Here is a 26,238-nt window from a genome sequence, read left to right on the forward strand (position 1 = left end):
GCCCTAGCCGATTAAGCGCGCACACGCAAAGTGTAGAAACGGATGAGGCCTAGCCCCACGGCCCTTTCGGCGCGTCCTGCGGCGTGGTCGGCACACTGGTGGACGGACGGCTGTCGGTTTGCGGCACAGCGGTTTGCGGGACGCTGGTCGCGGCAAACCCTTGCGCGGTCTGGCCACGGCCCATGCCCATCTTGGCCCCCAGTTCCAGCAGTGCGCGGACGCGGTTGTGTGTCGCAGGGTGGGTCGAGAACAGGTTGTCCGCGCCCTTGCCGTTCAGCGGGTTGATGATGAACATATGGGCCGTCGCCGGATTGCGCTCGGCCTGCGGGTTCATATTGCCACGCGCATAGGCTTCGATTTTTTGCAGGGCGCTGGCGAGGGCATCGGGGTCATTGGCGATCTCGGCACCGACGCGGTCGGCCTCGTATTCACGCGAGCGGCTGATGGCCATCTGGACCAGACCGGCCGCCATCGGGGCTAGCAGCATCAGGGCAATCGTGCCGATCATGCCGCCCGGACGCTCGCGGTCATTGCCGCCAAAGAACATAGCGAAATTCGCCAGCATCGAAATGGCACCGGCAATCGTCGCCGTGATCGTCATGGTCAGGGTGTCGCGGTTTTTAACATGGGCTAGCTCGTGCGCCATTACGCCGCGGATCTCGGCGCGGTTCAGCATGTCGAGCAGGCCGGTCGTGGCCGCCACGGCTGCATTCTCGGGATTACGGCCCGTCGCAAAGGCGTTCGGCTGGTTGTTCGGGATGATGGTGATCTTGGGCAGCGGCATACCGGCATCGGTCGCCATCTGTTTTACGTCCGCCACATAGGCCCGCACCACGGCGTTGGGATGGCTCTCGTCCACCACCTCGGCCTTGTACATTTTCAGCACGATCTTGTCGGCGTTCCAGTAGCTGAACAGGTTCATCCCTGCGGCCACCACAAAGGCGATCGCCATGCCGCCCGTGCCGCCGATCATGAAGCCGATGCCCATGAACAGGGCTGTCATCGCGGCCAGAAGAATGAAGGTCTTGAGATGGTTCATATGACTTGCGACGTTTGAGAGGTGGCATAGTGTGCCGTCACCCCCTATTTGGGCTGCAATCCCTTCGCTCTCAAGACGGTAAGCCTGTGACCGAACATCCCACCCCTTCCTGTGGCTGTAGCCATGACCATGGGCAAGATCATCACCACGACGTGGTCGATGCGCCGAGCTTTAACGACGATGTGCCGCACGCCACCCGCGAGCGTCCTTTGAACGATGTGGCCCGTCGCGCCCTGATGGAGGCCGCCGAGCGCCGCGCTGTCGAATTCGCCGCGGCAGAAAGCGCGACCGAATATGGCGGCCCGCGCGGTCCCGAGCCGACACGCTTTGGCGACTGGGAGAAAAAGGGCATCGCGGTCGATTTCTGATCGCCCTCCTCTACCCAAATGAAAAACGGCGGCCTGTGACGGGCCGCCGTTTTTGTTTCACATGGAACAATTGTTTTTTAGATCAGGGCGATCTCGGCAGTGATCGCCTGAGCGGCGGCACGCGGATCATTTACCGCCGTGATCGGGCGACCGATCACCAGATGGGTTGCGCCCGCTTCCAGCGCCGATGACGGCGTGGCCGCACGCGCCTGATCGTCCAGAGCCGCGCCGGTCGGGCGCACACCGGGGGTGACAATCAGGAAATCATCGCGACCGGCGTCTTGGGCGATCTTGCGGACCAGTGCCGCCTCGTGCGGGCTGGACACCACACCGTGGATACCGGCCTCTAGCGCCTGACGCACGCGTTGCTCGACCAGTTGAGCCGCCGTCAGGCTGTGGTCGTCGGCTTTCAGATCATCCTCGGTCAGGCTGGTCAGAACCGTCACGCCCAGAACCTTGAGGTCCGAGCCTTCGGCGGCGCGGGCGGCGGCGGCCATGACCTGCGGGCGGGCATGGACAGTCAGAAGGTCACATCCGGCACCGGCCAGTACGGCGGTCGCCTTTTCGACGGTTGCGCCGATATCGTGCAGTTTCCAGTCGAGGAAGACCTGAGCGCCCGACGCTTTCAGTTCACGCGCCAAGCCCATGCCGTCCGACGCAAACAGTTGCAGCCCGACCTTGTAAAAGCCCACCGCATCGCCGATCCGCTCGACCAAGGCCCGTGCCTCGTCCGTGGTCGGAACGTCCAGCGCACAGATGACGCGCGCATCAAACGGGCGGTTCGGAATGTCTGGGGTGGCAATTGCGGACATTATGCGTTCACTCTGCGGGTTGCGGGCGGGCGCGGATCGCCCGATAGGGGGATGGCAGGGTCGCGATGGTCGCGACATGCCATATTTCGGTGAGGGATGCGATGAACGCGAGCGAATTGGGTGTCAACCTCTTCGTCACACTGTTTGCCTTGCTGGACCCGATCGGCAACCTGCCGATCTTTGCCGCGGCAACCGTCGGCGCCACCTTGCGCCAGCGTGCGTCGGTGTCGTTCTTCATCTGCGGTTTTGCCTTCCTTTTCCTGCTGTTCTTCGTGTTCACAGGCCTAGGCCTGTTGCAGTTTTTCGGCATCTCGCTGGCCGCCTTCCGCATTGCGGGCGGTATCCTGCTGCTGTTCCTCGGTCTGGACATGGCGCGCGGCGACTTCCTCAGCATGTTCGCCGACCCCGATGCCGCCCATGACAAGAACGATGTGCGTGGCTATGCCCGCCGCCGCTTCCAGCGTCTGGTAGTCCCCTTCGCCATCCCGCTGATGATTGGCCCGGGCGCGATCTCGGCGGTCATCATCAATGCCGGTGAAGCCGCCAAGCTGGGCGCTATCGGCACGGCATGGTCTGTCGGTGCCATCGGTGCCGCCTGCTTGGTCTCGATGATCTGTTTTGCCATGACCGGCTGGCTCAGCCGCATTCTCGGCGAAGTCGGCATGGCCATCATCGTGCGCGTACTGGGCCTGATCCTGTGCGCACTGGCCATCCAGTTCATGCTGATGGGCTTGGGCGAGGCCCTGCCTGGCATGATCTCGACGGGGGTCACCACCCCCTACCCCACCGGCGGCTAGGCCAGACAACCCATACGAAAAAGGCGGCTCATCCGAGCCGCCTTTTTATTGTCAGACCCGCTTGAGTTTGCGGGCGTGGCTGGCCGCCGTTTTCAATCCCACACTGTCGGGCAACAGTTTCGAGACCACCGACAGGAACTGATAGCGTTTGCCCGGAATGCAGCGCGGCTTGTCGGCCTCGACAGCATCCCATGCATCGCGGGCCACACGGTCGGCCTGTAGCCACATCCATTTCGGATAGGCCGCCGACACCGCCTCACGCGAGCCGTTCACATCGTGGAACTCGGTATAGGTATAGCCGGGGCAAACCACCGAGACATGCACGCCGGAGCCTTGGCTCTCGACCCACAGGCCTTGGGAAAACTTGATCATAAAGCTTTTGATCGGGCCATAGAGGGTGTCGCCCCCCGTCGCCTGAAGAAAGCCCGCCATCGAGGCCACATTGACGATCCGGCCCCAGCCGCGTTGCTTCATGGCCGGCAGCCACAAACGCGCCAGTTCCACCGGCACCGACAGCATGACGCGGATCATCTCCTGCTGGGCGGCAGGATCGGTCGTCGTAAAGCCGGTCGTTTTGGAAAAGCCCGCATTGTTCACGAGGCCATCAACCTGAAGGCCGCGCGCCGCGACCGCATTGGCCAGAATACGGGCGGCATCGGGTGCGCCCAGATCGGCGGTCACCACATGGGCGCGGATATTGTGTCCCGCTTCCAGTTCGGCCGACAAGGCCAGAAGCGGCGCTTCACGGCGGGCGATCAGGATCAGATCATAACCGCGTGCCGCGCAGACACGGGCGATTTCCGCGCCGATGCCTGCCGATGCGCCGGTAATGGCAATCGTTTTACGCGTCCCCATCGGCTCCCCCGCCTTGGTGTTTAGGCCGCCTGAGGACACGAAGCGTGCGGCATCAGCCCCTTGAGGCTGGCCGGATCTTCTTCTAGCAGGTCGGCAATGGTGATCTTTGAAAGCGCCAGAGCCGCTGCATTATCCGCCGCGGTCAGGGCCTTGGCGACCTGACGGGGAATATGCTGGCCGACCGGACAGCCCTGCGCGCCCAACGGCGTCGAACCCAGATGCGCGCAGCCGTTGACGGCCCGCAGCACTTCGTCCAGCGGAATGGTTTCGGGGCGGCGCAGCAGCCACGAGCCACCACTGGCCCCCGGTCGGGTCGCAATCAGGCCACCCTTGGCCAGCAAGGCCGTCACACGGCGGATCACCACCGGATTGGTCGGCACCGACGAGGCGAGAATGGCGCTGGCTACAGCGTCCTTGGCTTCATAGGCCCCCTTGTGGGCCAGATAGGCCAAGGCATGGGCGGCGACCGGAAATTTTTGGCTGTCAGACATGATGCATAGGGCTCCAGCCCTTAAGGTAGGCGTTTTGTAACGGTTTAACAACCGATCCGCATCAATGACTGTTTCATATATAGCCTAAGGTCTGTTATGCGCCCGCTTTAAGCGCATAGGCCCATGCGGCATCCGACAGCGGCCCGACCTGCGCCGCCATAGCCTTGGCGTGGTCGCTGGCGGCGGTGCCATCACGCACCCGCCCGCCTATGCCCTGACAGATGGCGGCCAGACGGAACAGATTATAGGCCAGCAGCCAGTCGAGGTTTTGAGGCGCACCGAACCCTGTCTGTGCGCCATAGCGTTCGGCCAATTCCTCGATCGAGGGAATGCCCAGCGTCTTGATGTCGGCCCCCAGAAGGCCGTTTCGCAAACTGGCCGGAATGGCATAGGCAATCAGCAGATAGGAAAAGTCCGCCATCGGATCGCCCAGCGTCGACAACTCCCAGTCCAGCACGGCTTTGACCTTGGCCTCGCGGGCATCGAGGATCATATTATCGAGGCGAAAATCGCCGTGAACGATGCGGGTAGGGCCTTCGGGCGGCAGGGTATTGGGCAGGAAGTCAATCAAACGATCCATCGCCGGAACCGGATCGATCTCCGAGGCGCGATACTGCTTGGTCCAGCGCCCGACCTGACGGGCGAAATAATTACCCGGCTTACCATAGTCGCCAAGGCCGATCTTTTGCGGCTCCAGACGGTGTAGCGCAGCCAAGGTGTCGACCTGCTCGAACCAGATGGCGCGGCGCTCATCCGGTGTGCAGTCGGGCAGTTTCAAATCCCAGAAGATGCGCCCCTCGACCTTGTCCATGACATAGAAGATCGAGCCAAGGACAGTATCGTCCGTACACAGCGCAAAGGGTTTGGCGGCCGGAAAACCTTGCGCATGAAGGGCCGAAATCACGGCAAACTCGCGATCAACCGCGTGGGCACTGGCCAGCAGCGTGCCCGGCGGCTTGCGGCGCAGGACGTATTTTTGGCGCGGGGTAACAAGCTCGTAGGTCGGGTTGGACTGGCCGCCCTTGAACTGGCGCACCTCAAGCGGGCCTTCAAACCCCTCGACATGGGCTTTCATCCAGCTTTCGAGAACCGGCATGTCCAGCGCATGGCGAGGATCGACCTCGCGCGTGCCAGAAAACGTCGCTTGAGCGTCCATACTTTTCCCCTCGCCGTCTATTCGTCCTGTGCGGCGACGATGGCGGCTTTTACAGCCCTGCGCCAGCCCTTGAGGAGCATCGTTCTTTCATCCTCGCCCATCCTGGGCTTCCAGACAGCAGGGGCGGTTTGCGGCGGGCTCCAGACCGTATCGGTGACACCCGCACCAAAGGCCGCAAGGCGGGCCGCGCCCAGTGCGGTCATTTCCTGAAACGCCGGACGCTCGACCTCGATGGCGCATACATCGGCAATGAACTGCATGACAAAGGCATTGGCTGTCACACCGCCATCCACCCGAAGGCGCTTCAGCTTTGGCGCACCGTCTTTTTCCAAAGCCTCCAGCAGGTCAAAAGTCTGGTAGGCTAGGCTTTCCAGCGCCGCACGCACCAGATGGGCGGGGCCGCTGTCGCGGGTCAGGCCGATGACCGTGCCACGGGCATCCGGCTCCCACCAGGGCGCGCCTAAACCTGTAAAGCCCGGCACCAGATAGACACCGCCATTATCGGGCAAGGTCTGGGCTATGGCCTCTGACTGTCGTGAATCCGAGAGCGCCTTCAGGCCGTCACGCAGCCACTGCACTGCCGAACCAGCCGAAAAGATCGAGCCTTCCAGCGCATAGCGGACCTTGCCGTCCGCCGCCCAGCCCATAGTGGCCAAAAGACGGGCCTTGGATTTGACGATCTTCTCGCCCGTATTGGCGACCAGAAACGCCCCTGTGCCATAGGTGATCTTGGCCTCCCCTGCCTCCAGCGCGCCGTGACCGACAAGGGCCGATTGCTGATCGCCCGCAACGCCGTGGATCGGCACAGCCTTGCCCAGCAGGCTGGGTTCGCAGTCCCCGAAACGGGCATCGCTGGGCCGGATTTCCGGCAGGGCCGCAAGCGGTACGCCGAACAGTTCACATAGGGATGGCGACCAGTTGAGGGTTTGCAGCGCCATCAGATTTGTGCGCGCCGCATTGGTTACATCGGTGACGTGGCTTTGCCCGCCGGTCAGTTTCCACATCAGCCAGCTGTCGATAGTGCCGAGCTTGATTTCCCCTGCCTTGGCCCGCTCGCGACCATTTTCGACCCTGTCCAACAGCCACGCATATTTCGAGGCCGAGAAATAAGGATCGAGGATCAGGCCCGTTTGCGCCCTCACCGCCTCTTCATGCCCTGCCGCTTTCAGTGCATCCATTTCGGGTGCGGTGCGGCGGTCCTGCCAGACAATGGCCCGATGCAGCGGCTCGCCGGTTTGCACATCCCAGATCACCGAGGTCTCGCGCTGGTTGGTGATACCGATCGCGGCGAAGCGTTCGATACCGCCCGCCTTGGTCACCACTTCACGGCAGGTCTGCAAAACGGCCCGCCAGATTTCAGCGGCATCATGCTCGACCCAACCCGAGTGCGGGAAGTGCTGGGCCAGTTCGATCTGGCTGACGGCCAGCACCGAAAACACGCCCTTGTCCGACACCTCGAAGGCGATGGCGCGGGTGGAGGTGGTGCCTTGGTCAATCGACAGGATGAGCGCATTTTTCATCATCACAGTTATGCAGATGACACCGGCACACGTTAAGAGATTTGTTATGCACACACCTTCCTATGCCGGTGTTCTCGACGCCGCCCGCCAGATCGCTCCTGCTATTGTCCGCACGCCGCTGATCGAACATCCGGCCTTGAATGCCGTGGTCGGGGGTCGTGTTCTGATGAAGGCCGAGAGCCTTCAGGTGGCAGGTGCCTTCAAATATCGCGGGGCCTATAACCGCATCAGCCGGCTGAGCGCCGAGGAACGGGTGCGCGGTATCGTGGCCTATTCATCCGGCAACCATGCGCAGGCTTCTGCGGCTGCGGCCAAGGCTATGGGTGCGCCCGCCGTTATCGTCATGCCGTCCGACAGCCCGAAGATTAAAATCGAGGGCGTCAAAAGTTTTGGCGGAGAGGTGCGCCTCTATGACCGCTGGAGCGAAAGCCGCGAGGCTATCGGGGCCGAGATCGCCCGCGAGCGCGGCAGCATCCTTGTTCCGCCATTCGATGATCCCTTCATTATCGAGGGTCAGGGCACCTGTGCGCTGGAGCTTCAGGATGATGCCGATGGCCCGATCGACCAGCTTTTGTGCGGAGCATCCGGCGGTGGCCTGATCGCCGGTATCAATCTGGTCATGGCCGAGCGCAGCCCCGACACCGCCGTCTATGTGGTCGAGCCCGAAGCCTTTGACGATACCCGCCGCTCGCTGGAAGCAGGCACCCCTACCCCGCATCCCAAGGGCGCGCCGTCCATCTGTGATGCCCTGATGGCTCCTGTGCCGGGCCAGATCACCTTCCCGATCAACCAGCGCCTGTCGGGGGCTTTGACGGTTTCGGATGCCGAGGTGTGCGAGGCCATGCGCTTTGCCTTCCGCCATCTGAAACTGGTCATCGAACCGGGTGGTGCAGTGTCGCTGGCCGCCCTGCTGGCGGGCAAGATCGAGGCGCGGGACAGGACCACCGCCATCATCGTCTCGGGCGGCAATGTCGATCCGCAGCAATTTGCCGACATCATCACCGGCCGCTTCAACGGCTAGGCCTAGCCGCTTGCATTTGCCACCGGACAACGCAACCTTGCGCCCTTACTCAAAGGGGGAGTTTGCCTGATGGCTTCTGCACATAATCTGCCGTCCATGGTCGGCACCGAGGTCGGCCTTAGCCGCTGGTTCGAGATCGATCAGGCGCGCATCGACGCCTTTGCCAAGATCACCGAGGACGAGCAGTTCATCCATGTCGATCCCGACATGGCCAAACACACCCCGTTTGGCGGCACGATTGCTCACGGTTTCCTGACCCTCAGCCTCGCCTCGGCCATGAGCTATGATGCGGTGGCGACACTGGACGGCGTGGTCATGGGCGTGAACTACGGCTTCGACCGTCTGCGGTTCCTGTCCCCCGTCAAGGCGGGCAAGCGCGTGCGCGGACGCTTTGTCCTCAAGGATGCCCAGAACAAGGGCTCGGACGGCTCTACCACCCGCTGGCTGTTAACCCACGAACTGACGGTCGAGATCGAAGGCGAGGACAAGCCCGCCCTGATCGCCGATTGGCTGTCGATGCAGATGGTGCGTGAGGGCGATTGAGCCCACGGCGTCCAAAGCCGCTCTTAATGTTCCACGTGAAACCAAGCCGCTGATAACAGCCGTCATTTAGGCTCAGCAGGCAAAAGAAAAGCGGCGACATTTCATGCCGCCGCTTCATTTTTCCAAGTCGAGGTTTCGACTATTCAGCCAGACAGCGCAGGGCCACTTCGAGGTTGCGGAGGCCGTCTTCGCCGGTGACGGCGGGGGCATCGCCGGTCTTGATGGCGGTGGCGAAGGCTTCCAGCTCTTTCTTGAGCGGCTCGTTCGGCCACGAGTTCAGCATGCGGGTGGAATAGGAACCGTCCGGCTGCTGGCCGAAATATTCAGTGACCTGACGGGTAATCAGATCGGCCACCACGAAGCGGGACTTGGTCGCGACCTGCAGGGTGCGGGTCTTGTAGGGCGTGACCCAGTTGGTGGTGATGTGGGCGATGGTGCCGTTGTCCATGCGGAACTGCAGCAGGGCCGAGTCCTCGCGCGAGGCGTGGGTATGGCCCAGCAGGGACTGTACCTCGGCCATTTCCGAACCGGTCAGGTGACGGATGATGTCGATGTCATGCACCGCCAGATCGATGACCACACCGACCTCGCCCATGCGCGGCGGGAACGGGCCGACGCGGGTGATCTGGATGGAGATGATCTCGTCATCGGCAATGGCGCGTTTTACGGTTTCGACCGCCGGATTGAAACGCTCGACATGGCCGACCATCAAGACGCGGTTATTGGCGCGGGCGGCATCGATAATGCGCTGGGATTCCGCAACCGTCGGGGCAATGGGCTTTTCGACCAGCACATGCACACCGCGTTCCAGCAGCGCCACAGCCGTATCGGCATGGAAGCGGTTGGGTGTGGCCACCACAGCCGCATCAATGCCCGAGGCCACAAAGGCATCAAGGTCGGTATAGGCGCTGGCCTCATAGGCGGCGGCGACACCGTCGGCGGTTACGCCATCGGGATCAAACACCGCCATCAGGTCGAACTCGCGCATGTCATTGGCGACGCGGGCATGGTTGCGGCCCATAACGCCGGCACCGGCGACACCCAGTTTCAGTGCGTTCATAGTCTTAAGCCTTAAACGAGAGAACGGCGGCGATGATCTTGTCTTGCGTGGCCTCGTCCAGATCCGAGTGCATCGGCAAGCTGATGACCACATCCATCAGACGCTCGGTTTCAGGCAGGCCACCGGCACCGCGCGGGAACATCTCATAGGCCGGCTGCATGTGCAGCGGGATAGGATAATAGACGGCGGTCGGCACGCCCTGTTCTTTCAGGTGCGCGGCCAGAGCATCGCGGTTCGAATGCTCGATCGTGTATTGCGCCCAGTTCGAGACGTTGCCTTCCGGCACGTCCGGCACCTTGGCAACGTGTGCGCGCAGGGCGTCGTTATAACGCTTGGCGATGCGGTTACGCCATTCGATCTCCTGACCGAACACATTCAGCTTTTCGATCAGAACCGCGGCCTGAATGGTGTCCAGACGGCTGTTCAGGCCGATACGCATGTTGAGATATTTCGGGTCGTGATCAAAGGTGCGGCCTTCAAGGTCCACGCCGACGGCCTTGCCGTGCACGCGGATGGAATCCATCAGCTGGGCCAGTTCGTCATCATTGGTCAGAACCGCGCCGCCGTCGCCATAGCAACCGAGCGGCTTGGCAGGGAAGAAGCTGGTGGTGGTGACATCGGCCCACGTCAGCGGATGCTGGCCGTTGATCGTGCAGCCGAAGCCCTGCGCCGAGTCCGAGATCAGTTTCAGGCCGTGCTGATCGCAGATGGCCTTGATGGCCGGATAGTCTGCCGGTTGACCAAACAGGTCCACAGCGATGACCGCACGTGGGGTCAGACGACCTTCAGCCTTGATGGCGTCAATGGCCGCAGCCAGCTTGGCTGGGGCCATATTATAGGTGACCGGATCAACATCCACGAACACCGGTTCGGCACCGAACCACGGCACAACCTCGGCGGTGGCGGCAAAGGTGAAGCTGGGCACGAAGACGGCATCACCGGCCTTGATGTCCCATGCCATCAGCGGCAGGGCCAGTGCGTCGGTGCCGTTGGCGCAACCCAGCGCATGCTTGGCCTTGCCGAAGGCGGCGAGGTCAGCCTCGAACTGGCGCACTTGCGGGCCCATTACCCATGCGCCGCCGACGACAGCCTCGGCCACAGCGGCTTCGATCTTGCCGTTCAGGCGTACACGTTGGGCTTGCAGGTCAATAAAGGGGATCATGGTTTCGCTCTCCACACGGTCGGGGGCGGCGCACATCAGTGCGCGTCACATACGAATTGTCACTTTCCTAGCAAATCCACGGCCATGCAGTAAAACGCCGAAAGGTCACTTCGCGTTGCCGGATGCAACGAAGCTGTCACAAAGCGGCGTGGTCAAACCCGCTATGTCGGGTTATGGGCAGCGATAGCCCCGAAACGAAATGGTGATGGATTATGAGCCGCCCTGCTGCCTTTCTCGACCGTGACGGTGTCCTGATCCATGATTGCGGCTATCCGCACCGGCCCGACCAGCTACAGATGATGCCGGGGGCCGCCGAGGCCGTGAAGCGTTTGAACGATGCGGGCTATGTCACCGTCATCGTCACCAACCAGTCCGGTATTGCGCGTGGCTATTTCTCCGAAGACACCATGCATGCCTTCCACAAACTGCTGCTGGCGGAACTGGCCAAGGGTGGCGCAACGATTGATGCCATCTATTTCTGCCCCTTCCACAAGGTAGCGGTAGAGCATCGCTACCAGCATCCCGACCACCCCGATCGCAAGCCGAACCCCGGCATGTTGGTACGAGCGGCGGCCGATCTGGACCTGAGCCTAGACGAAAGTTCGATCATGATCGGCGACAATCTGTCGGACATGCAGGCCGCCAAAAACGCCGGCGTACGGGGCTTTCACTTCACTGGCGGCAATCTGGACGACCTCGTATCGACCATAGTCGGCGGCTGATCGACATTTCCATTTTTGGTGAATAACCTGTCCCTGACTGCATGACTGAAGGGGCGGGCCAAGGGGACGAGATGAGTATGTCCGATATCGTGTTTTCCGAGTTTCACTGGACCAGTGAAGACGGCCTGAAACTCTATGGGCGCGATTATCAGCCCAAGGGCGAGGTACGCCCCCTGCCCGTCATCGCCATTCACGGCCTGACGCGCAACAGCGCCGATTTTGACAGCATTGCCAGCCTGTTGTGCGAAGAAGGCTATCGCGTACTGGCCGTCGATGTGCGCGGGCGCGGAAAATCCGGTCGCGCTGGCGATCCGATGACCTATGTGCCGCCTGTCTATGCGAGCGACATCGCCGCCCTGCTGGACCAGAAAAATATCGCGCGGGCCATCTTCATGGGCACCTCCATGGGCGGCCTGATCACCATGTGTCTGGCGGCTGTGCGCCCGCAAGCAATTGCGGCGACCATCCTCAATGATGTCGGACCCGAAGTGGCCCCAGAGGGTCTGGCCCGCATTGCCGCCTATACGGGCAAGCCGGTGACCATCACCAACTGGGCCGGTGCAACGGACTATGCCCGCGTCATCAACGAAGTGGCTTTCCCCCATTATGACGACAGCGACTGGGAGGCCTTTGCCCGTCGTATCTTCGTCGAGAATGCCGAGGGCGTTCCGGTGCTGGCCTATGATCCCGATATCTCGGCCCCGATCCGTGCCGGTGGCGCAGCGGCGCTGGTGCCGGACCTGTGGCAGCTGTTCCGCACACTGGCCGAGCGTCCGACCCTGATCGTGCGCGGCGGCACGTCCGACCTGCTCAGCACCTCGATTGCCGCGCGAATGCTGGACGAAGGCGCAAAAGCCGCTCTGGTCGAGATACCCGATATCGGCCACGCCCCGATGCTGGACGAACCGGAGGCCAGCGAGGCCATTCTGGATTTCCTGTCCCGACAGGCATGAAAAAAGGGGCGCTGGTCACAGCGCCCCTTTTGATTTCATCGGACCGTAAAGATCAGGCCTTTTTGACGAACTCGGTCCGCAGCACGAGGCCGCGCACCTTTTCGACATTGGCCTCGATCTCTTCAGGATCGCCGGTCAGGCGGATCTTGAGGACCTTGGTGCCGCGCTTGAGGGTCACGCCCCCCGAGCCCTTGACCTTCAGGTCCTTGATGAGGGTTACGCTGTCGCCGTCTTTCAGCTCAGCGCCATTGCTGTCGCGGGTGATTTCATCAGTCATAAAAATGTCCTTAGCCGAACAGGTCACGAAAAACCATGTTGCATACAGGGTTTATTGTACGCGGCTGAGGGTGACCGGCGGAAGGTTGCCATCCAGCTCCTCCAGCCAGACCCGCGCCGAGCTGTCGGACGGCGCGCGCCAGTCCCCGCGCGGCGACAGCGAACCGCCCGTCACCACCTTGGGGCCATTGGGTACTGCCGAGCGTTTGAACTGGCTGGTCTGGAAGAAGCGGATCAGGAATTTCCGCAGCCAGAAACGGATGACCTCAAGGTCATAGGCGACTTTTTCATCATCCGGCATGCCGACAGGCCACAGCCCGCGCGCGGCATCCGACCACGCCTGATGCGCCAGATAGGCGACCTTGGACGGGTTCATGCCGTAGCGGCTGATATAGAACAGGAAGAAGTCGTTCAGGGCATAGGGACCGACCGTGCCCTCGGTGGACTGGATTTTCCCGTCCGCACCTGCGGGGACCAGTTCGGGCGAAATCTCGGTGGCCAGAATGGCATGAAGCGTCGGGCTGGCCCCCGCCCCCACCACCGCCTTGTCCGCTACCCAGCGGATCAGATGGCGGATCAGGGTTTTGGCCACGCCGCCATTGACGTTGTAATGGCTCATATGGTCGCCGACACCATAGGTGCACCAGCCCAGCGCCAGTTCCGACAGGTCGCCCGTGCCCAGCACAAAACCGTTATTGTGGTTGGCCAGACGGAACAGATAGTCGGTGCGAAGGCCCGCCTGAACATTTTCAAACGTGATGTCATAGACCGGCTCGCCCTTGGCATAGGGGTGGCCAATGCCTTCCAGCATGGCGGCGGCGGCGGGGCGGATATCGATCTCGTGGCCCGAAACCCCCAGCGCCTTCATCAGCGCCCATGCATTGGACTTGGTGCCGTCCGAGGTGGCAAAGCCCGGCATGGTATAGGCCAGAATACCCGAGCGCGGAATTTCAAGGCGATCAAAGGCGCGGCACGCCACCAGCAAGGCCTGCGTGGAATCCAGACCGCCGGATACGCCGATCACCAGGGTTTGCGCGCCCGTTGCCGTCATGCGGCGCATCAGGCCCTGCACCTGAATATTGAATGCCTCGAAGCAGTCCTGATCCAGACGTGCGGCATCGTCGGGCACGAAGGGGAAACGGTCCAGCGGGCGGATCACATCGCCCATCGCCCCTTCCTGTGGCCCTTCACTGGCCTCGAATGGCACGATCACTGCCGTCTCGCCTTCCAGACGGGCGCAGTCGGCAAAGGTGCCGTTACGCAGGCGGTCCAGACCGATCCGGTCCACATCGACATCGGCAATGGTCAGATGGCTTTCCATCGAGAACCGCTCGCCCTCGGCCAGCTTTACGCCAAGCTCGTGGATCATGGCCTGACCGTCCCAAGCCAGATCGGTCGTGCTTTCGCCCCAGCCGGAGGCGGCGAACACATAGGCCGACAAGGTGCGGGCCGATTGTGAGGCGCACATCAGGGCGCGATCATCCGACTTGCCGATGACGATATTGGAGGCCGACAGGTTGCACAGGATACGCGCACCCGCCATCGCCGCACGCGTAGACGGCGGCGTGGGGGCCCAGAAGTCCTCGCAGATTTCGACGGCAAAGATAAAGCCCGGGCGGTTCACCGCCTCGAACACCAGACCCGGCGCGAAATCGACGCGCTCTCCGTTCAGGGTAATGGCATCCTCAGTGCGCGAGGCCGCAGGCGCGAACCAGCGCTTTTCATAATATTCGCGGTAGTTCGGCAGATAGGATTTGGGCACCACGCCCAGAACCTCGCCGCCCGCCAGCACCACGGCGCAGTTGAACAGGCTGTCACCATGTCGCAGGGGCGCACCGACAATCGCCACCAGATCAAACTGTTCGGTCAGGGCGCACAGACGGGCAATCTGGTCTTCGACCGCCTCCAGAAGTGCGGACTGCATATGCAGGTCATCAATGGCATAGGCACTAAGCGACAGTTCGGGAAACACCAGAAGATCAACACCTTCTTCGGCCGCCTTGCGGATCAGCGCCTCGTGCGCGTTCCCGTTGCTGACCGGATCGGCCACATGCACCACAGGCGTTGCCGCCGCCGTGCGGACAAAACCGTGGGTACGGGCTTCAAAGAAGGGATGTCTCGACTGGACCATGGCAACTTTCCGGAAAGCGAAACAGGACGCCTATCCATATAGGTTCGCGCGTGACCTGAGAACCATCGTCGGCTAGAGCAGTTGCTATGAGCGATACGCCGAAAAAAGGCTGGTTACAGCGACTGAGCGAGGGTCTGTCACGATCCTCCAAGCAGATGACCGATCAGGTCGTCTCGACTTTCGCCAAGGAACCTCTGTCCGAAGAGCGCCTCGAACAACTCGAGGAACATCTGATCGAGAGCGATCTGGGTCCGGCCGCGTCGGCCCGCATCGTCGAGCGCTTCCGCGCCCTGCGGTTCGGCAAGACGTCGAACGAGCGCGAGGTCAAGGAAGCCCTGGCCGAAGCGGTCGCTGCCGAACTGCTGCCGCGTCAGGCCAAATTCGATCCGTTGGGCGGCGAAAAACCCTATGTGGTCCTGTTCGTCGGCGTCAACGGCTCGGGCAAGACCACCACCCTGGGCAAGATCGCCTCTGACCTGACCGCCAAGGGCGCCAAGGTGATGATCGTGGCGGGTGACACCTTCCGTGCCGCCGCCCGCGAACAGCTCAAGGTCTGGGCCGACCGCGCCGGTGCCCATTTCGAAAGCCGCCGCGACGGTGCCGATGCGGCGGGCCTCGCCTTTGATGCCTATACCAAGGCCAAGGCTGAAGGCTTTGACGTGGTGTTGATCGACACGGCGGGCCGTCTTCAGAACAAGTCCACCCTGATGGACGAGTTGCTGAAGATCGTGCGCGTGTTGAAAAAAGTCGATGCCGATGCACCGCACGAAACCCTGCTGGTGCTGGACGCCACGGTGGGCCGCAATGCGCTGGAGCAGGAAAAGATTTTCGGTCGCACGGCTTATGTGTCGGGCGTGGTCATGACCAAGCTGGACGGCACAGCGCGCGGCGGTGTGCTGGTGCCGGTGGCACAGGCATCGGACGCCCCCATCAAACTGATCGGCGTGGGTGAAGGGGTTGAAGACTTGCAAGACTTTGACGCCAACGCCTTTGCCCGTTCACTCGTCGGTCTGGAGGACTGATCCATGGCCGAAGCCAAAACCGAATCCAAAAAAGCCAGCAATCTGCGCCAAGCCATCGACTTCGGCGCGCTGGCGGCCTTCATGGCCACCTATGTCTTCCTGCGTTTTGTCCAGAAGCTGGATGGCCGCGAAGCTCTCGTTCAAGCGACATGGGTACTGGTCGGTGCCTCGGCCATTGCCCTGATTGCCGGCTGGTTGCTGGAAAAACGCCTTGCGCCCCTGCCGCTGTTCAGCGGCCTGTTCGCGCTGGTGTTCGGGACGCTGACCATCTTCTTCCATGATCCCAACCTGTTGAAGATCAAGATCACCATCCAGAATCTGGCCCTGTCGGCCATTCTGCTCGGCTCGCTATATTTCAACAAGGCCGCGTTCAAATACCTTTTGGGCAGCGCCTTTAACCTGACCGATGCGGGCTGGCGCGGGCTGACCTTGCGCTATGGCCTGTTCTTCCTGGTCGTCGCCATCGTCAATGAAACCATCTGGCGGACCCAGTCGGATGATTTCTGGGTCGCCTTCCGTGGCGGTCTGTGGCTGGCCTCTGCGGCGTTCGGCATCTGGCAGGTCTTCTTCATCATGAAGCACCTGATCAAGGATGAAGAGCCCGAACAGGACAGCTGATCGACAAGCTGAACCATTACCAAGGCCCGCCGTTATCATACGGCGGGCCTTATTGTTTTCCGCACCCACTGAAAATGTCAGCACACCGCCTTTGAACCGTCGTCAAAGCTTCAACGCCGATTGTTAGCCAACACATAGACGCCCCCTGTCGAGAGAGCCGATGATCAAAGCTGCCAAACACAAGACCCCGATCAGTGAACTGGCTCAGTCGCCCAGCCATCTGATGCACCGCGCCTTGCAGTTGTGCCTCGACATCTATGCCGAGGAATCGGCCAGCAGCGGCATTACCCAGCGCCAGTATGCGGTTCTGGAAGTGGCCGCCCAGCGTCAGGGCCTGACCCAGACCGAACTGGTTCAGGCCACCGGCATCGACCGCTCGACCCTGGCCGATCTGGTCAGCCGCATGACCGCCAAGGGGTTGTTGCTACGCGAAAAGTCGGCGCTGGATGCGCGGGCCAAGGCGGTGCGTGTCTCCGAAGAAGGCCTTGCCGCCCTCGAAGCGGCCCGCCCCTGCGTGGCGGCTGCCGACAAGCGTATTCTGGCCATGCTGTCCAAGGGACGCCGCCAGACCTTCCTTGAGACCCTTGCCCAGTTGGCCGAGGTCGCGGACAAGGCCCCCGAAGAGGTCAAGAGCGCCAAGAAGGCGGCGAAAAAGGCCGACAAGGAAGCCCGCAAGGCCGCCAAGCTGGCCAAGAAGGCGGCTAAAAACGACGAGAGCGAACCGGCCAAGAAATCGAAAAAGGCCAAGGTCCAGCCCGTCGCGGATGAACCGGAAAAGCCTTCTGAGGCTTAGACGCGGATATCCAGATAGGAACCGGGCCGCTTGAAGCCTGCGCTGGCAGCAGCCGGCACGGCAGCAATTTCAGGGCGCGGTTCGGCTGGGGCAGCGGCAGGCGTTTCAGGCGCAGCCACGGTGGCGGCAACCGGACGGAAAAAGGCCACCTGTGCCTCTTTCAGCGCCTTTGCAGCATTGAACGCAGTGCCACCGCCCTGCCCTTTTGCGGCAGGCGGGAAAAACGGACGATCTGGAGCAATGGCCGACATGGGGCCAAGCTTTGCCCCATCGGCACTAAGGTATGGTTAACGTCAGATTCACCCTAATGCACCGCCGCTCAGCGGGCCTTATAGGCCTGTTCCAGCGCCTGACGGTCCGCATCGCTCAGGATCGGGCCCGAGGCCTTATAGGTCACCTGCCCATAGGCATCGACGACGAAGGTTTCGGGTACGCCGGAAATGCCGAGGTCCAGCCCTGCGCGGCCCTCCTGATCGACCAGCACAAGATCGAACGGATCGCCCAACTCGTCGAGGAAGGCGCGGGTTTTGACCGGATCGTCCTTATAGGCGATGCCGACGACCTTGATGCCCTGTGCCTTGAGCGCCATCAATTGCGGGTGTTCCAGACGGCACGGCGCGCACCAGCTGGCAAAGACATTCAGCACCATCGGCTTGCCGACGGCAGCGGTCTTGATGTCCAGCATCCGGTTGGACGCCACATCACCTTCCAGTAGCGGCAGGACGGTTTCCGGCACCGGCTGACCCACCAGAGCCGCAGGGGCGTGGCGGCTGTCGGCACCCGTTTTGGACATCTGCTGCATCTGGAAGGCCAGAAACAGTCCGAGTGCGGCAAGGGCCGCGACCGGTATGGCGGCGATCCAGCGGTTCATCGGGCCTTCCTGTCAGCTTCCAAGCGGGCCAGTTCACGCTTCATGCGCAAGGACTGCATGGCCGCGCGAATGGCCAGTGCCACAAGGACCAGCACTGTCGCGCCCCATGCGGGCCAGACATAGGCCGCGTGTTTTCCCATGTCGAAATCGAACATCTGGACCTCCTCAGGCGTATTGGGCCGCACGGGCCTTAAGAGACAATACGCGGCGGCGGCGTACTTCACTGCGAATGGAGGTCAGCCAGATGGCACCGAAGAACAGGCCATAACCGAAAACCATCGCCAACAGGGCCGGAAGATAGGCCGGATCGACACTGGTGCCACCCGAGCGGATCAGGGATGCCGGTTGGTGCAGGGTGTTCCACCAGTCCACCGAGAATTTCACGATCGGCAGATTGATAAGACCCACCATGCCCAGCACGGCCGCGGCCTTGGAGGCGCGCTGTTCGTCGTCGATCGACGAGCGCAGGGCCATGTAGCCGATATAGAAAAGAAACAGCACCAGAACCGAGGTCAGGCGGGCGTCCCACACCCACCATGTGCCCCACATGGGCTTGCCCCAGAGCGAGCCTGTGAACAGGGCCAGAGCAGTCAGGGCCGCACCCGGCAAAGCGGCGGCACGGGCAGCGGCGTCGGCCAGCGGATGGCGGAAGACCAGCGCAAAAAAGCTGGACACACCCAGAGCCAGATAGGCCCCGAGGCCGACAATCGCCGCCGGCACATGGATGAACATGATGCGGACCGTATCACCCTGCTGGTAATCTTCCGGCACCGAGAAGCTCAGCGCCGTCCCCCATAACAGCAGGCCGATAGCAACGGCCCAGAGCACCGGAACCAGAGGGCCGGTGAAACGCATGAAACGATCGGGATTGGCGAGACCAAACATAGTTTGCCGATTACCCGTCCCCGCGCAGGACAGCAAGCAAACCGAACCGCACGGCCCAAAGAAAAAGGGCAGCAGGCGCATGACGCACCTGCTGCCCTTATTTTTTAGCTGACCTATTCTTATAGGGTCAGGCCGTGTTCAGCCGCCAGTTCAACCAACTTGACCTGCGGACGCGGGCCCCAGTGGGCGATCACTTCGGAGGCTGCCAGCGAACCCAGCTTGCCCGCATCCTCCAGCGACAGGCCGCGCGCCAGACCGACGAGGAAGCCCGCCGCATACTGGTCACCGGCACCGGTCGTATCCAGAACCTTGTCCACGGCAAAGGCGGCCACAGCCACGCGCTGTTCGCCCGAAATGATGACCGAGCCATGCGCGCCACGGGTGACGGCAGCGATCTCGACGATAGCGGCCAGCTGGTCGGCAGCGGCGTCAAAATCTTCGGTTTCGAACAGGGCGGCCAGTTCGGCTTCGTTGGCCAGAACGATGTCTGCCGAGGCCTTGATGAAGTCCAGCAGTTCGGCGCGCCAGCGGTGAACCACGAACGAGTCCGACAGGGTGATGGCGACCTTGCGACCGGCCTTGTGGGCGGCGGCGGCGGCGGCTTCGAACGCCGCACGCGCCGGTGCCGGGTCAAACAGATAGCCTTCCAGATAGACGATGGCGCTGGAACCGATCAGGGCCTCGTCGATATCGGCGACGGTCAACTGGTTGGCCGCACCGAGGAAGGTGCACATGGTGCGTTGGCCGTCATGGGTGACGTTGATCAGGCAGCGACCGGTACCGGCTCCGCCTTCCAGAACCGGCGTGTCGAAATGCACACCACCGGCACGGATATCGTGGGCGAACACCTCGCCCAGCTGGTCCTTGGCAATCTTGCCGATATAGGCCGCACGCGCGCCATAGGAGGCCACGCCCGCCACGGTGTTACCGGCCGAACCACCCGAAGCCTCGACCCCTGGTGCCATGCCGTCATACAGTTGCGCGCTCTGGTCTTCGTCGACCAGCTGCATCGAACCGGGCACCAGGCCGCGCTGTTCAAGGAAGGCGGCCTCGCACGGGGCCAGAACGTCAACGATGGCATTGCCGACAGCCAGCACATCGAAACGGACATCAGTAGAGTTTTGGGTCATACCGGCTTCTTAATCACGAGATAGGTTTCGCGCTACTGTTTCACGTGAAATATCGCTTCTCATATTTCGCCGTTTCCGATGAGTACCATGTCCAAGATTGCCATCCTGACGCCCGACCCTGCCGACCCGTCCTATGCCGGACAGTGGCCACAGGTGCTCGAGGTTCTGAAAGCCGCACTGATCGCGGCGGGTCTGGACGTTCATCCCGAAGCGTGGACCGATCATGCGAACGATGCCTCGGGTCTGAAAGACTATGACCTGATCCTGCCTGTGATTGTCTGGGGCTATCACCGCGATCACGCCTTATGGCTCAAGGCCTGCGATCTTTGGAAGCGCGAGGGCTTGCCGCTGGCCAACAGCGCCGACACCCTGATGTGGAACTCCGACAAGGCCTATCTGCAAGGTCTGATCGACCACGGCATCCCGATGGCCGCCACCCGCTTTGTCGAGCGCGTCACCGCCCGCGATATCGATATGGCCTTTGATGATCTGGCCAGCGATGTTCTGATCGTCAAACCGACGATTTCGGCGGGGGCCTACCGGACATTACGTCTGGACCGCAATTCGGACTGGGCGTTAAAACTGGCCAAGGCCCCTGAAGGGGCGGCGATGATCCAGTCCTATCTGCCCACCATCGAAACCGAGGGCGAGACCTCGCTGCTCTTCTTTGGTGGCGAACTGTCCCACGTCGTCAACAAACGCCCGCTTAAGGGCGAGTTCCGTATTCAAGTGCAGTTCGGCGGCCAGTATCAGGCGCTGGACAGCGCCCCGCCAGAAGCTCTCGCTCTGGCGCAACAGGTGCTCAAGGCCTTTGGCGGTGACCTGCTTTATGCTCGCATCGATCTGACCCGTGACGAGACGGGACGCTGGGTGCTGATGGAGGCCGAACTGATCGAGCCGGACTTCTATCTGGCCGCCGCCCCCAAGGCCGGTGCCCGCTTTGCCGAAGCGGTCAAAGCCCGTCTTTAATCGGCGAAACTGGCCCGCGAGGGACAGATATCGGCCAACACACAGCCCGCACATTTAGGCCGCTGTGCCAGACAGGTATAGCGGCCATGCAGGATCAGCCAGTGGTGCGCCTTGGCCAGCCATTTCTTGGGCACGATCTGGTGAAGCTGGTCCTCGACCTTGTCGGGGGTTGAGCCATTGGCCAGCCCCAGTCGGTGCGAGACGCGGAACACATGGGTATCGACGGCAATGGCCGGTTCGATATCCAGCTCGTTTAGAACCACGCTAGCGGTCTTGCGCCCCACCCCTGGCAGGGCCTGAAGGTCCTTGCGGTTTAACGGCACCTGTCCGCCATGCTGGTTCACCAGCATGCGGGCGGCGGCGATCACATTCTTGGCCTTGGTGCGATAAAGCCCGATGGAGGCGATATAGGGGATCAGCCCCTCCTCGCCGAGCGCCAGCATCTTTTCGGGCGTATCGGCAACCTCGAACAGGGCCTTGGTCGCCTTGTTGACCCCCACATCGGTCGCCTGTGCCGACAGGGCCACCGCCACCACCAGCGTATAGGGGTTCACAAAGTCCAGCTCGGTCTTCGGCTCGGGCATGATGGCCGACAGACGGGCGAACACCGTCTCGACCTTGGCCTTGGTCGGCGGCCAGCGCACGATCACCCCGACAGGGGCTTTTTTCGGCTGACGGGACTTACGCACACCAGAGGGCGGCGTCAAAGCGGCGCGAACAGACTTTGAAACGGGGCGTTTGGCATCGGTCATGGCTCTATTGGCATGGCCGCGAAACCCTTTGAAAGCAAGCTTCTGACGCCATCAGGCATGTGACGGTGCCTGTAAAAATGAGCGCGGCTAAAAGTCGCCTATTGATTTTTGGACCAATGGGTCCATTTTTCGCGCCGATTTCATAACCCTCCCCAAGCCCAGTTGTTCTCCATGGCCGCCTCCCCGCGCAAACGCCTGCCCCTGATCATTGCTGTCATTGTTGCCATCGCCCTTGTTGTGGGCGGCGGCTACTGGTGGATCAGCAAGCAAAGATGGGAAAAGACCGACAACGCCTTTGTCGAGGCCGACACCGTCATGGTCGCACCCCGCATCAGCGGTCAGGTGATCGAGGTTCTGGTCAAGGATAACCAGACGGTCGAGGCCGGACAGATACTGGTGCGTCTGGACGATGCCGATGCCAAGGCTGCGCTTGCCGAGGCCGAGGCCGATCTGGCGGCATTGAAGGCCGCGGTCGGCAATGTCGACGCCCAGCTTGCACAGCAACAGGCCGCCATCGCCGCCCACGCCGCCGCCGTGGACCAGAGCCGCACACAAGCCGATCTGGCCCGCAAGGAGGTGGACCGCTACGGCCAGCTGGCCAGCCAAGGCTGGGTCTCGACCCAGCGCATGGACACCCAGCGCGCACAGGCCGACACCGCCCGCGCCAGCGTGGCTCAGGCACAGGCCGCACTGACTGCCGAACAGCGCACCCTTGGCGTGCTGTCCTCGTCACGTAACCAGTCTTCTGCGGCCGTACAAAAAGCCGAGGCCGCCGTCGAACAGGCGCGTCTGACGCTGGAGCGCACCATTATCCGCGCCCCGATCAAGGGTGCCGTTGGCGCTCGCGGCGTGCGTGTAGGTCAGGTGGTGCAGGCGGGCGGGCAGATGATGTCGGTTGTGCCGCTGGGCGATGTCTATGTGGTGGCCAATTTCAAGGAAACCCAGTTGAACCGGATGCAGTTGGGCCAACACGTCTCCATAAAGGCCGATGCCTTCCCCGATCGCAAGATCAACGGCGTTATCGACAGCTTCGCCCCCGCCACCGGTTCGGAATTTGCCCTGATCCCTGTCGAGAACGCGACCGGCAACTTCACCAAGATCACCCAGCGCGTGCCGGTGCGGATCGCCGTTGAAGACGCCACCCGTCTGGGTCTGCGCCCCGGCCTGTCGGTCCATGTCACCGTGGACCTCAAGAGCGGCCAGAACACCCAACCGACCGCCCGCTGATGAGCGCCCCCGCAATCACGGCAAACGGGGACGAGGCCCCCATCAACTGGACCGTGCTCCTGCTCGGCTTTGCCGGCATGGTGATCGGCCAATTCATGGCCATTCTGGATATCCAGATCGTGGCTGCCTCCCTGCCCCAGATTCAAGCCGGTGTCGGTGCCTCGGCCGATGAAATCAGCTGGATCCAGACCGCCTATCTGATCCCCGAAGTGGTGATGATCCCGCTATCAGGTTTTCTGTCTCGGCTATGGGGCACCCAGAAGGTGTTTCTGGCCTCCTGTATCGGGTTTTTGATCACCAGTGTTCTGGTGGGCCTGTCGTCATCCATCGAGATGATGATCTTTTTCCGCGCCATTCAGGGCTTTGTCGGCGGGGCGATGATCCCGACCGTATTTGCCGTGGCCTTTACCGCCTTCCCGCCCGAAAAGCGGGTGACGGCCAGCGTCATTATGGGCCTGATCGTCACGCTGGCCCCGACCGTGGGGCCGACGCTGGGCGGGCATCTGACCGAATGGCTCAGCTGGCGCTGGCTATTCTTCATCAACATCTTCCCCGGCATGATCGTGCTGTTTCTGGTCGGTCGTTATGGCAATTTCGACAAGGGTGACCTGTCGCTGGCCAAGGGATTTGACTGGCTGGGCCTGTTCCTGATGGCCGCCTTCCTGATGAGCCTTCAGTTCGTATTGGAAGAAGGGGCCAAGGAAGACTGGTTCGCCAATGACCACATCCTGCTGTTGACGGTTGTGGCGGCCATTTGCGGTCCCGCCTTTATCTGGCGCTCGCTACAGTCCAGCAATCCGATCGTAGAGTTACGGGCCTTTGGTAACCGCAACTTTGTAGTCGGCGTCATCATGACCTTTGTCGTCGGGGCGGCCCTGTTCGGTGGCTCGTTCCTGATCCCGCTGTTTTTGGGACGGGTGCGCGAATATTCGGCCTCGGAGGTTGGCACCACCATGATCGTGTCGGGCCTATCCATGTTTGCCATGGGCCCGTTTGCGGGGCGTCTGGTGCGTATGTTCGATGCGCGTATCTTGATGTTTGTCGGCTTTGTCATGGCCTCGTGGGGCATGTGGGATGCCCGTCTGGTCACGGACGAATGGGGCTTTTGGGAGTTTGCCGGTGTGCAGGCCATGCGCGGCGCGGGCGTGATGATCGCCATGATCGCCTCGCAACAGGTGACCATGGCCACCCTGCCCCCGCACATGGTCAAGAATGCCTCGGGTCTGGTGAACCTGTCGCGCAATGTCGGCGGCGCATTCGGTCTGGCCATCCTGAATACCAGCATCACCCAGAACTCGGCGCGACATATGGCCGAATTGACCTCTCGGGTCGATCAAACCCATGTGCAGATGCGGCAGATGATCGAGGCCATGACCGCAAGGTTCTCGTCCTCGATCGACCCGCACGCCTCGGCGCTGAAAGCGGTTTACGGCATGTTCCAGAAGCAGGCGACCACGCAGGCTTTCGGTGATGCTTTTGCCCTTTTGGCGGTGGCGTGTGCGTTTGCCGCCTTTGTCACCCTGTTTGCCCGCCCCGCCAAAACCGATGGGGCCGCGCCCTCCGCCGAGATACACTAGATGCCACGAGCCCCCGGCCAGATCGACGAGCAGAAAAGCGAGGCCATCATGGCCGCCGCCATGGACCTGTTCGCGCGCAAGGGGGCCAAGGCCTCCATGGCCGAGATCGCGCGCATGGCGGGCGTCTCCAAACAGACGCTCTATAACCGCTATCCGTCCAAGTCCGAGCTGGCGCGGGCACTGTTGACCCGGCGTTCCTTGTCGATCACCTCGCCGCTGGAAAATACCGGCAGCCCCCAACAGGCGCTCAGCGGCATGGCCATGGGATTGCTGACGCAGGTGGTGAAGGCCAACAGCTCCGAGCATTTGCGGGCGCTGGCCTTTGTCTCGCGCGAGGATCATGAGCTGGCGGCGGCCGTATTCGATGCCGGTCCCGCCCGCAGCCTGCGCCGCCTGTCGCAATGGCTCGAGGACCGCAACACACAGGGGCAGTTGGCCATCCAGAACCCCGATCAGGCCGCCGAAATTTTTGTCGGCATGGTTCTGGGACATGCCCATCTGCGTATGGTTCTGGGGCTGGAAACGCCCGAACAGGACATGGTCCAGCACGCCAACGAGACGGCCCGCCGATTTGTGCGCGCCTATGCGGTGTAAGCGCGCGATAAGACCACGCCCGCAATAGCCATCAGGCGCAGATCAGCCTAGATATAGGCTCTGTTTCTTTCGAATGGCTGCCAATGCGGCCCTGCGGAGCCTTAAATGCTGATCCACCTTTCGTCCTGGCCTGAAATCGATGCCTATCTGAAGTCCGGCCAAGTGCTGGCCAAGACGGTCATCGTACCGATCGGCTCGAACGAACAGCACGGCCCGACCGGCCTGCTGGGCACCGACTGGCTCTGCCCGGAAATCATCGCCCACGCCGCTGAAAAAGCCGACGAGACCATTCTGGTCGCCCCGACCTTCAATATCGGCATGGCCCAGCACCATCTGGCCTTCCCCGGCACCATCACCCTACGCCCGTCCACCTTTATGGGCGCGATTGCCGACTGGGTGTCGTCGCTGGCCCGCCACGGCTTTGAACGCATCTATTTCCTCAACGGTCATGGCGGCAATGTCGCCACCATCGAAGCCGCCTTTGCCGAAATCTATGCCGAGTGGTCGTTCACGCCCGAGCCGTGGGCCGAGCGTCCGCCGTTCGTGATGAAGCTGCGTAACTGGTGGGATCTGCCGGGCGTCCAGAAGCTGTGTGAAGACATCTTCCCCGTCGGTCACGGCTCGCACGCCACGCCGTCGGAAATCGCCGTCACCTATGCGGCCTATCCGGATCGCGTAAAAACGGCGACCTATGAGCCGAAGATCGCCCCGACCGGCCCGATCCGCGATGCCAATGACTATCGCGCCCGCTTCCCCGATGGCCGCATCGGTTCGGACCCTGCACAGGCCACGCCTGAAAAGGGCCAGCAGATCATCGATTTTGCTGTACCGGCCCTGATTGCCGACGTGAACGCGTTTGCCAATGAAGTCCTGCCCGTAGCCTGAGTTCGGACA

At 62.0% G+C, this 26,238-nt stretch carries 30 protein-coding genes; 14 read left to right on the forward strand and 16 right to left on the reverse strand.

The features are described from left to right. Positions 1 to 49 precede the first annotated feature (49 nt). Entirely contained in the window at positions 50 to 1,039 is a 990-nt protein-coding gene (gene htpX / locus FHS64_RS02940; RefSeq protein WP_167175394.1) for a zinc metalloprotease HtpX, read from the reverse strand. Between the two features lie 86 nt (positions 1,040 to 1,125). Between htpX and FHS64_RS02945 the strand changes: the two genes are divergently transcribed. After that, positions 1,126 to 1,407, forward strand: coding sequence for a DUF1674 domain-containing protein (locus tag FHS64_RS02945; protein WP_424945231.1), 282 nt, complete (start codon positions 1,126 to 1,128; stop codon positions 1,405 to 1,407). Positions 1,408 to 1,484: 77 nt separating this feature from the next. Here FHS64_RS02945 and pyrF read toward each other — a convergent pair whose 3' ends face one another. Beyond that, the gene (gene pyrF / locus FHS64_RS02950; RefSeq protein WP_167175397.1) at positions 1,485 to 2,219 is read right to left on the reverse strand and encodes an orotidine-5'-phosphate decarboxylase; all 735 of its coding nucleotides are present in this window, start codon (positions 2,217 to 2,219) and stop codon (positions 1,485 to 1,487) included. 101 nt (positions 2,220 to 2,320) lie between these two features. Between pyrF and FHS64_RS02955 the strand changes: the two genes are divergently transcribed. Then, complete coding sequence (locus FHS64_RS02955) at positions 2,321 to 3,016, forward strand: MarC family protein (protein WP_167175400.1); 696 nt, start codon at positions 2,321 to 2,323, stop codon at positions 3,014 to 3,016. A gap of 51 nt (positions 3,017 to 3,067) precedes the next feature. Here FHS64_RS02955 and FHS64_RS02960 read toward each other — a convergent pair whose 3' ends face one another. From FHS64_RS02960 to glpK, 4 genes are all read right to left on the reverse strand, one after another. Beyond that, on the reverse strand, positions 3,068 to 3,871 hold the full coding sequence (locus FHS64_RS02960) for an SDR family NAD(P)-dependent oxidoreductase (RefSeq protein WP_167175403.1): 804 nt from the start codon (positions 3,869 to 3,871) through the stop codon (positions 3,068 to 3,070). A gap of 20 nt (positions 3,872 to 3,891) precedes the next feature. Then, the gene (locus FHS64_RS02965; RefSeq protein ID WP_167175406.1) at positions 3,892 to 4,362 is read right to left on the reverse strand and encodes an Rrf2 family transcriptional regulator; all 471 of its coding nucleotides are present in this window, start codon (positions 4,360 to 4,362) and stop codon (positions 3,892 to 3,894) included. Between the two features lie 94 nt (positions 4,363 to 4,456). After that, on the reverse strand, positions 4,457 to 5,518 hold the full coding sequence (locus FHS64_RS02970; protein WP_167175409.1) for a phosphotransferase family protein: 1,062 nt from the start codon (positions 5,516 to 5,518) through the stop codon (positions 4,457 to 4,459). Positions 5,519 to 5,535: 17 nt separating this feature from the next. Further along, entirely contained in the window at positions 5,536 to 7,041 is a 1,506-nt protein-coding gene (gene glpK / locus FHS64_RS02975) for a glycerol kinase GlpK (RefSeq protein WP_167176254.1), read from the reverse strand. Positions 7,042 to 7,084: 43 nt separating this feature from the next. On the opposite strand from glpK, the gene FHS64_RS02980 reads away from it, so the two are divergent. Then, a complete protein-coding gene (locus FHS64_RS02980; RefSeq protein ID WP_167175412.1) occupies positions 7,085 to 8,059 on the forward strand; it encodes a threonine ammonia-lyase in 975 nt (324 codons plus the stop codon). A gap of 69 nt (positions 8,060 to 8,128) precedes the next feature. Further along, positions 8,129 to 8,602 (forward strand): MaoC family dehydratase, encoded by a 474-nt coding sequence (locus FHS64_RS02985; RefSeq protein ID WP_167175415.1) that lies wholly within the window; start codon positions 8,129 to 8,131, stop codon positions 8,600 to 8,602. A 139-nt stretch (positions 8,603 to 8,741) separates the two neighbouring features. Here FHS64_RS02985 and FHS64_RS02990 read toward each other — a convergent pair whose 3' ends face one another. Then, on the reverse strand, positions 8,742 to 9,662 hold the full coding sequence (locus FHS64_RS02990; RefSeq protein ID WP_167175418.1) for a Gfo/Idh/MocA family protein: 921 nt from the start codon (positions 9,660 to 9,662) through the stop codon (positions 8,742 to 8,744). 4 nt (positions 9,663 to 9,666) lie between these two features. Then, complete coding sequence (locus FHS64_RS02995) at positions 9,667 to 10,824, reverse strand: DegT/DnrJ/EryC1/StrS family aminotransferase (RefSeq protein ID WP_167175421.1); 1,158 nt, start codon at positions 10,822 to 10,824, stop codon at positions 9,667 to 9,669. A 212-nt stretch (positions 10,825 to 11,036) separates the two neighbouring features. On the opposite strand from FHS64_RS02995, the gene FHS64_RS03000 reads away from it, so the two are divergent. Together FHS64_RS03000 and FHS64_RS03005 are read left to right on the forward strand one after the other, a co-directional pair. Continuing rightward, complete coding sequence (locus FHS64_RS03000; RefSeq protein ID WP_167175424.1) at positions 11,037 to 11,546, forward strand: D-glycero-alpha-D-manno-heptose-1,7-bisphosphate 7-phosphatase; 510 nt, start codon at positions 11,037 to 11,039, stop codon at positions 11,544 to 11,546. A gap of 71 nt (positions 11,547 to 11,617) precedes the next feature. Continuing rightward, positions 11,618 to 12,499, forward strand: coding sequence for an alpha/beta fold hydrolase (locus FHS64_RS03005; protein ID WP_167175427.1), 882 nt, complete (start codon positions 11,618 to 11,620; stop codon positions 12,497 to 12,499). Between the two features lie 52 nt (positions 12,500 to 12,551). On the opposite strand, the gene FHS64_RS03010 is transcribed toward FHS64_RS03005, so the two are convergent. Beyond that, positions 12,552 to 12,776 (reverse strand): alkylphosphonate utilization protein, encoded by a 225-nt coding sequence (locus FHS64_RS03010; RefSeq protein ID WP_167175430.1) that lies wholly within the window; start codon positions 12,774 to 12,776, stop codon positions 12,552 to 12,554. A gap of 51 nt (positions 12,777 to 12,827) precedes the next feature. Further along, the gene (locus tag FHS64_RS03015) at positions 12,828 to 14,906 is read right to left on the reverse strand and encodes an NAD(+) synthase (RefSeq protein WP_167175433.1); all 2,079 of its coding nucleotides are present in this window, start codon (positions 14,904 to 14,906) and stop codon (positions 12,828 to 12,830) included. Between the two features lie 86 nt (positions 14,907 to 14,992). Here FHS64_RS03015 and ftsY point away from each other — a divergent pair, with 86 nt between their 5' ends. The 3 genes from ftsY to FHS64_RS03030 all read left to right on the forward strand — a co-directional run bounded on the left by ftsY (position 14,993) and on the right by FHS64_RS03030 (position 17,339). Then, positions 14,993 to 15,928, forward strand: coding sequence for a signal recognition particle-docking protein FtsY (ftsY, locus tag FHS64_RS03020; protein ID WP_167175436.1), 936 nt, complete (start codon positions 14,993 to 14,995; stop codon positions 15,926 to 15,928). 3 nt (positions 15,929 to 15,931) lie between these two features. Beyond that, complete coding sequence (locus FHS64_RS03025) at positions 15,932 to 16,546, forward strand: inner membrane-spanning protein YciB (RefSeq protein ID WP_167175439.1); 615 nt, start codon at positions 15,932 to 15,934, stop codon at positions 16,544 to 16,546. Positions 16,547 to 16,706: 160 nt separating this feature from the next. Then, positions 16,707 to 17,339 carry a MarR family winged helix-turn-helix transcriptional regulator gene (locus FHS64_RS03030; protein ID WP_167175442.1) on the forward strand — a complete coding sequence of 211 codons (633 nt, stop codon included), beginning with the start codon at positions 16,707 to 16,709 and terminating at the stop codon, positions 17,337 to 17,339. Here FHS64_RS03030 and FHS64_RS03035 read toward each other — a convergent pair. The 5 genes from FHS64_RS03035 to FHS64_RS03055 all read right to left on the reverse strand — a co-directional run bounded on the left by FHS64_RS03035 (position 17,336) and on the right by FHS64_RS03055 (position 20,225). Then, positions 17,336 to 17,590 (reverse strand): hypothetical protein, encoded by a 255-nt coding sequence (locus tag FHS64_RS03035; RefSeq protein ID WP_167175445.1) that lies wholly within the window; start codon positions 17,588 to 17,590, stop codon positions 17,336 to 17,338. The two genes, FHS64_RS03030 and FHS64_RS03035, sit on opposite strands and share 4 nt — an antisense overlap. 68 nt (positions 17,591 to 17,658) lie before the next feature. Beyond that, positions 17,659 to 18,210, reverse strand: a complete 552-nt coding sequence (locus FHS64_RS03040; protein WP_167175448.1) for a DsbE family thiol:disulfide interchange protein — start codon at positions 18,208 to 18,210, stop codon at positions 17,659 to 17,661. Continuing rightward, a complete protein-coding gene (gene ccmD / locus FHS64_RS03045) occupies positions 18,207 to 18,365 on the reverse strand; it encodes a heme exporter protein CcmD (protein WP_167175450.1) in 159 nt (52 codons plus the stop codon). Before ccmD ends, FHS64_RS03040 begins: the two co-directional genes overlap by 4 nt. A gap of 10 nt (positions 18,366 to 18,375) precedes the next feature. Further along, positions 18,376 to 19,095 carry a heme ABC transporter permease CcmC gene (gene ccmC, locus FHS64_RS03050; protein WP_167175468.1) on the reverse strand — a complete coding sequence of 240 codons (720 nt, stop codon included), beginning with the start codon at positions 19,093 to 19,095 and terminating at the stop codon, positions 18,376 to 18,378. A gap of 119 nt (positions 19,096 to 19,214) precedes the next feature. Continuing rightward, positions 19,215 to 20,225 (reverse strand): adenosine kinase, encoded by a 1,011-nt coding sequence (locus FHS64_RS03055; protein ID WP_167175471.1) that lies wholly within the window; start codon positions 20,223 to 20,225, stop codon positions 19,215 to 19,217. Between the two features lie 87 nt (positions 20,226 to 20,312). Between FHS64_RS03055 and FHS64_RS03060 the strand changes: the two genes are divergently transcribed. Next, on the forward strand, positions 20,313 to 21,194 hold the full coding sequence (locus tag FHS64_RS03060; protein ID WP_167175474.1) for an ATP-grasp domain-containing protein: 882 nt from the start codon (positions 20,313 to 20,315) through the stop codon (positions 21,192 to 21,194). Here the strand turns inward: FHS64_RS03060 and nth are convergent. Continuing rightward, positions 21,191 to 21,946 (reverse strand): endonuclease III, encoded by a 756-nt coding sequence (gene nth, locus FHS64_RS03065; RefSeq protein WP_167175477.1) that lies wholly within the window; start codon positions 21,944 to 21,946, stop codon positions 21,191 to 21,193. The two genes, FHS64_RS03060 and nth, sit on opposite strands and share 4 nt — an antisense overlap. 171 nt (positions 21,947 to 22,117) lie before the next feature. Between nth and FHS64_RS03070 the strand changes: the two genes are divergently transcribed. The 4 genes from FHS64_RS03070 to FHS64_RS03085 all read left to right on the forward strand — a co-directional run bounded on the left by FHS64_RS03070 (position 22,118) and on the right by FHS64_RS03085 (position 26,229). Then, entirely contained in the window at positions 22,118 to 23,173 is a 1,056-nt protein-coding gene (locus FHS64_RS03070; protein ID WP_167175480.1) for an HlyD family secretion protein, read from the forward strand. Further along, positions 23,173 to 24,750 carry a DHA2 family efflux MFS transporter permease subunit gene (locus FHS64_RS03075; RefSeq protein ID WP_167175483.1) on the forward strand — a complete coding sequence of 526 codons (1,578 nt, stop codon included), beginning with the start codon at positions 23,173 to 23,175 and terminating at the stop codon, positions 24,748 to 24,750. The genes FHS64_RS03070 and FHS64_RS03075 overlap by 1 nt, the downstream gene beginning before the upstream one ends. After that, the gene (locus FHS64_RS03080) at positions 24,751 to 25,344 is read left to right on the forward strand and encodes a TetR/AcrR family transcriptional regulator (RefSeq protein ID WP_167175486.1); all 594 of its coding nucleotides are present in this window, start codon (positions 24,751 to 24,753) and stop codon (positions 25,342 to 25,344) included. 105 nt (positions 25,345 to 25,449) lie between these two features. Continuing rightward, the gene (locus tag FHS64_RS03085) at positions 25,450 to 26,229 is read left to right on the forward strand and encodes a creatininase family protein (protein WP_167175489.1); all 780 of its coding nucleotides are present in this window, start codon (positions 25,450 to 25,452) and stop codon (positions 26,227 to 26,229) included. Positions 26,230 to 26,238 lie beyond the last annotated feature (9 nt).

The sequence above is a fragment of the Brevundimonas terrae genome, assembly GCF_011761985.1.
GTDB classification, from domain to species: domain Bacteria; phylum Pseudomonadota; class Alphaproteobacteria; order Caulobacterales; family Caulobacteraceae; genus Brevundimonas; species Brevundimonas terrae.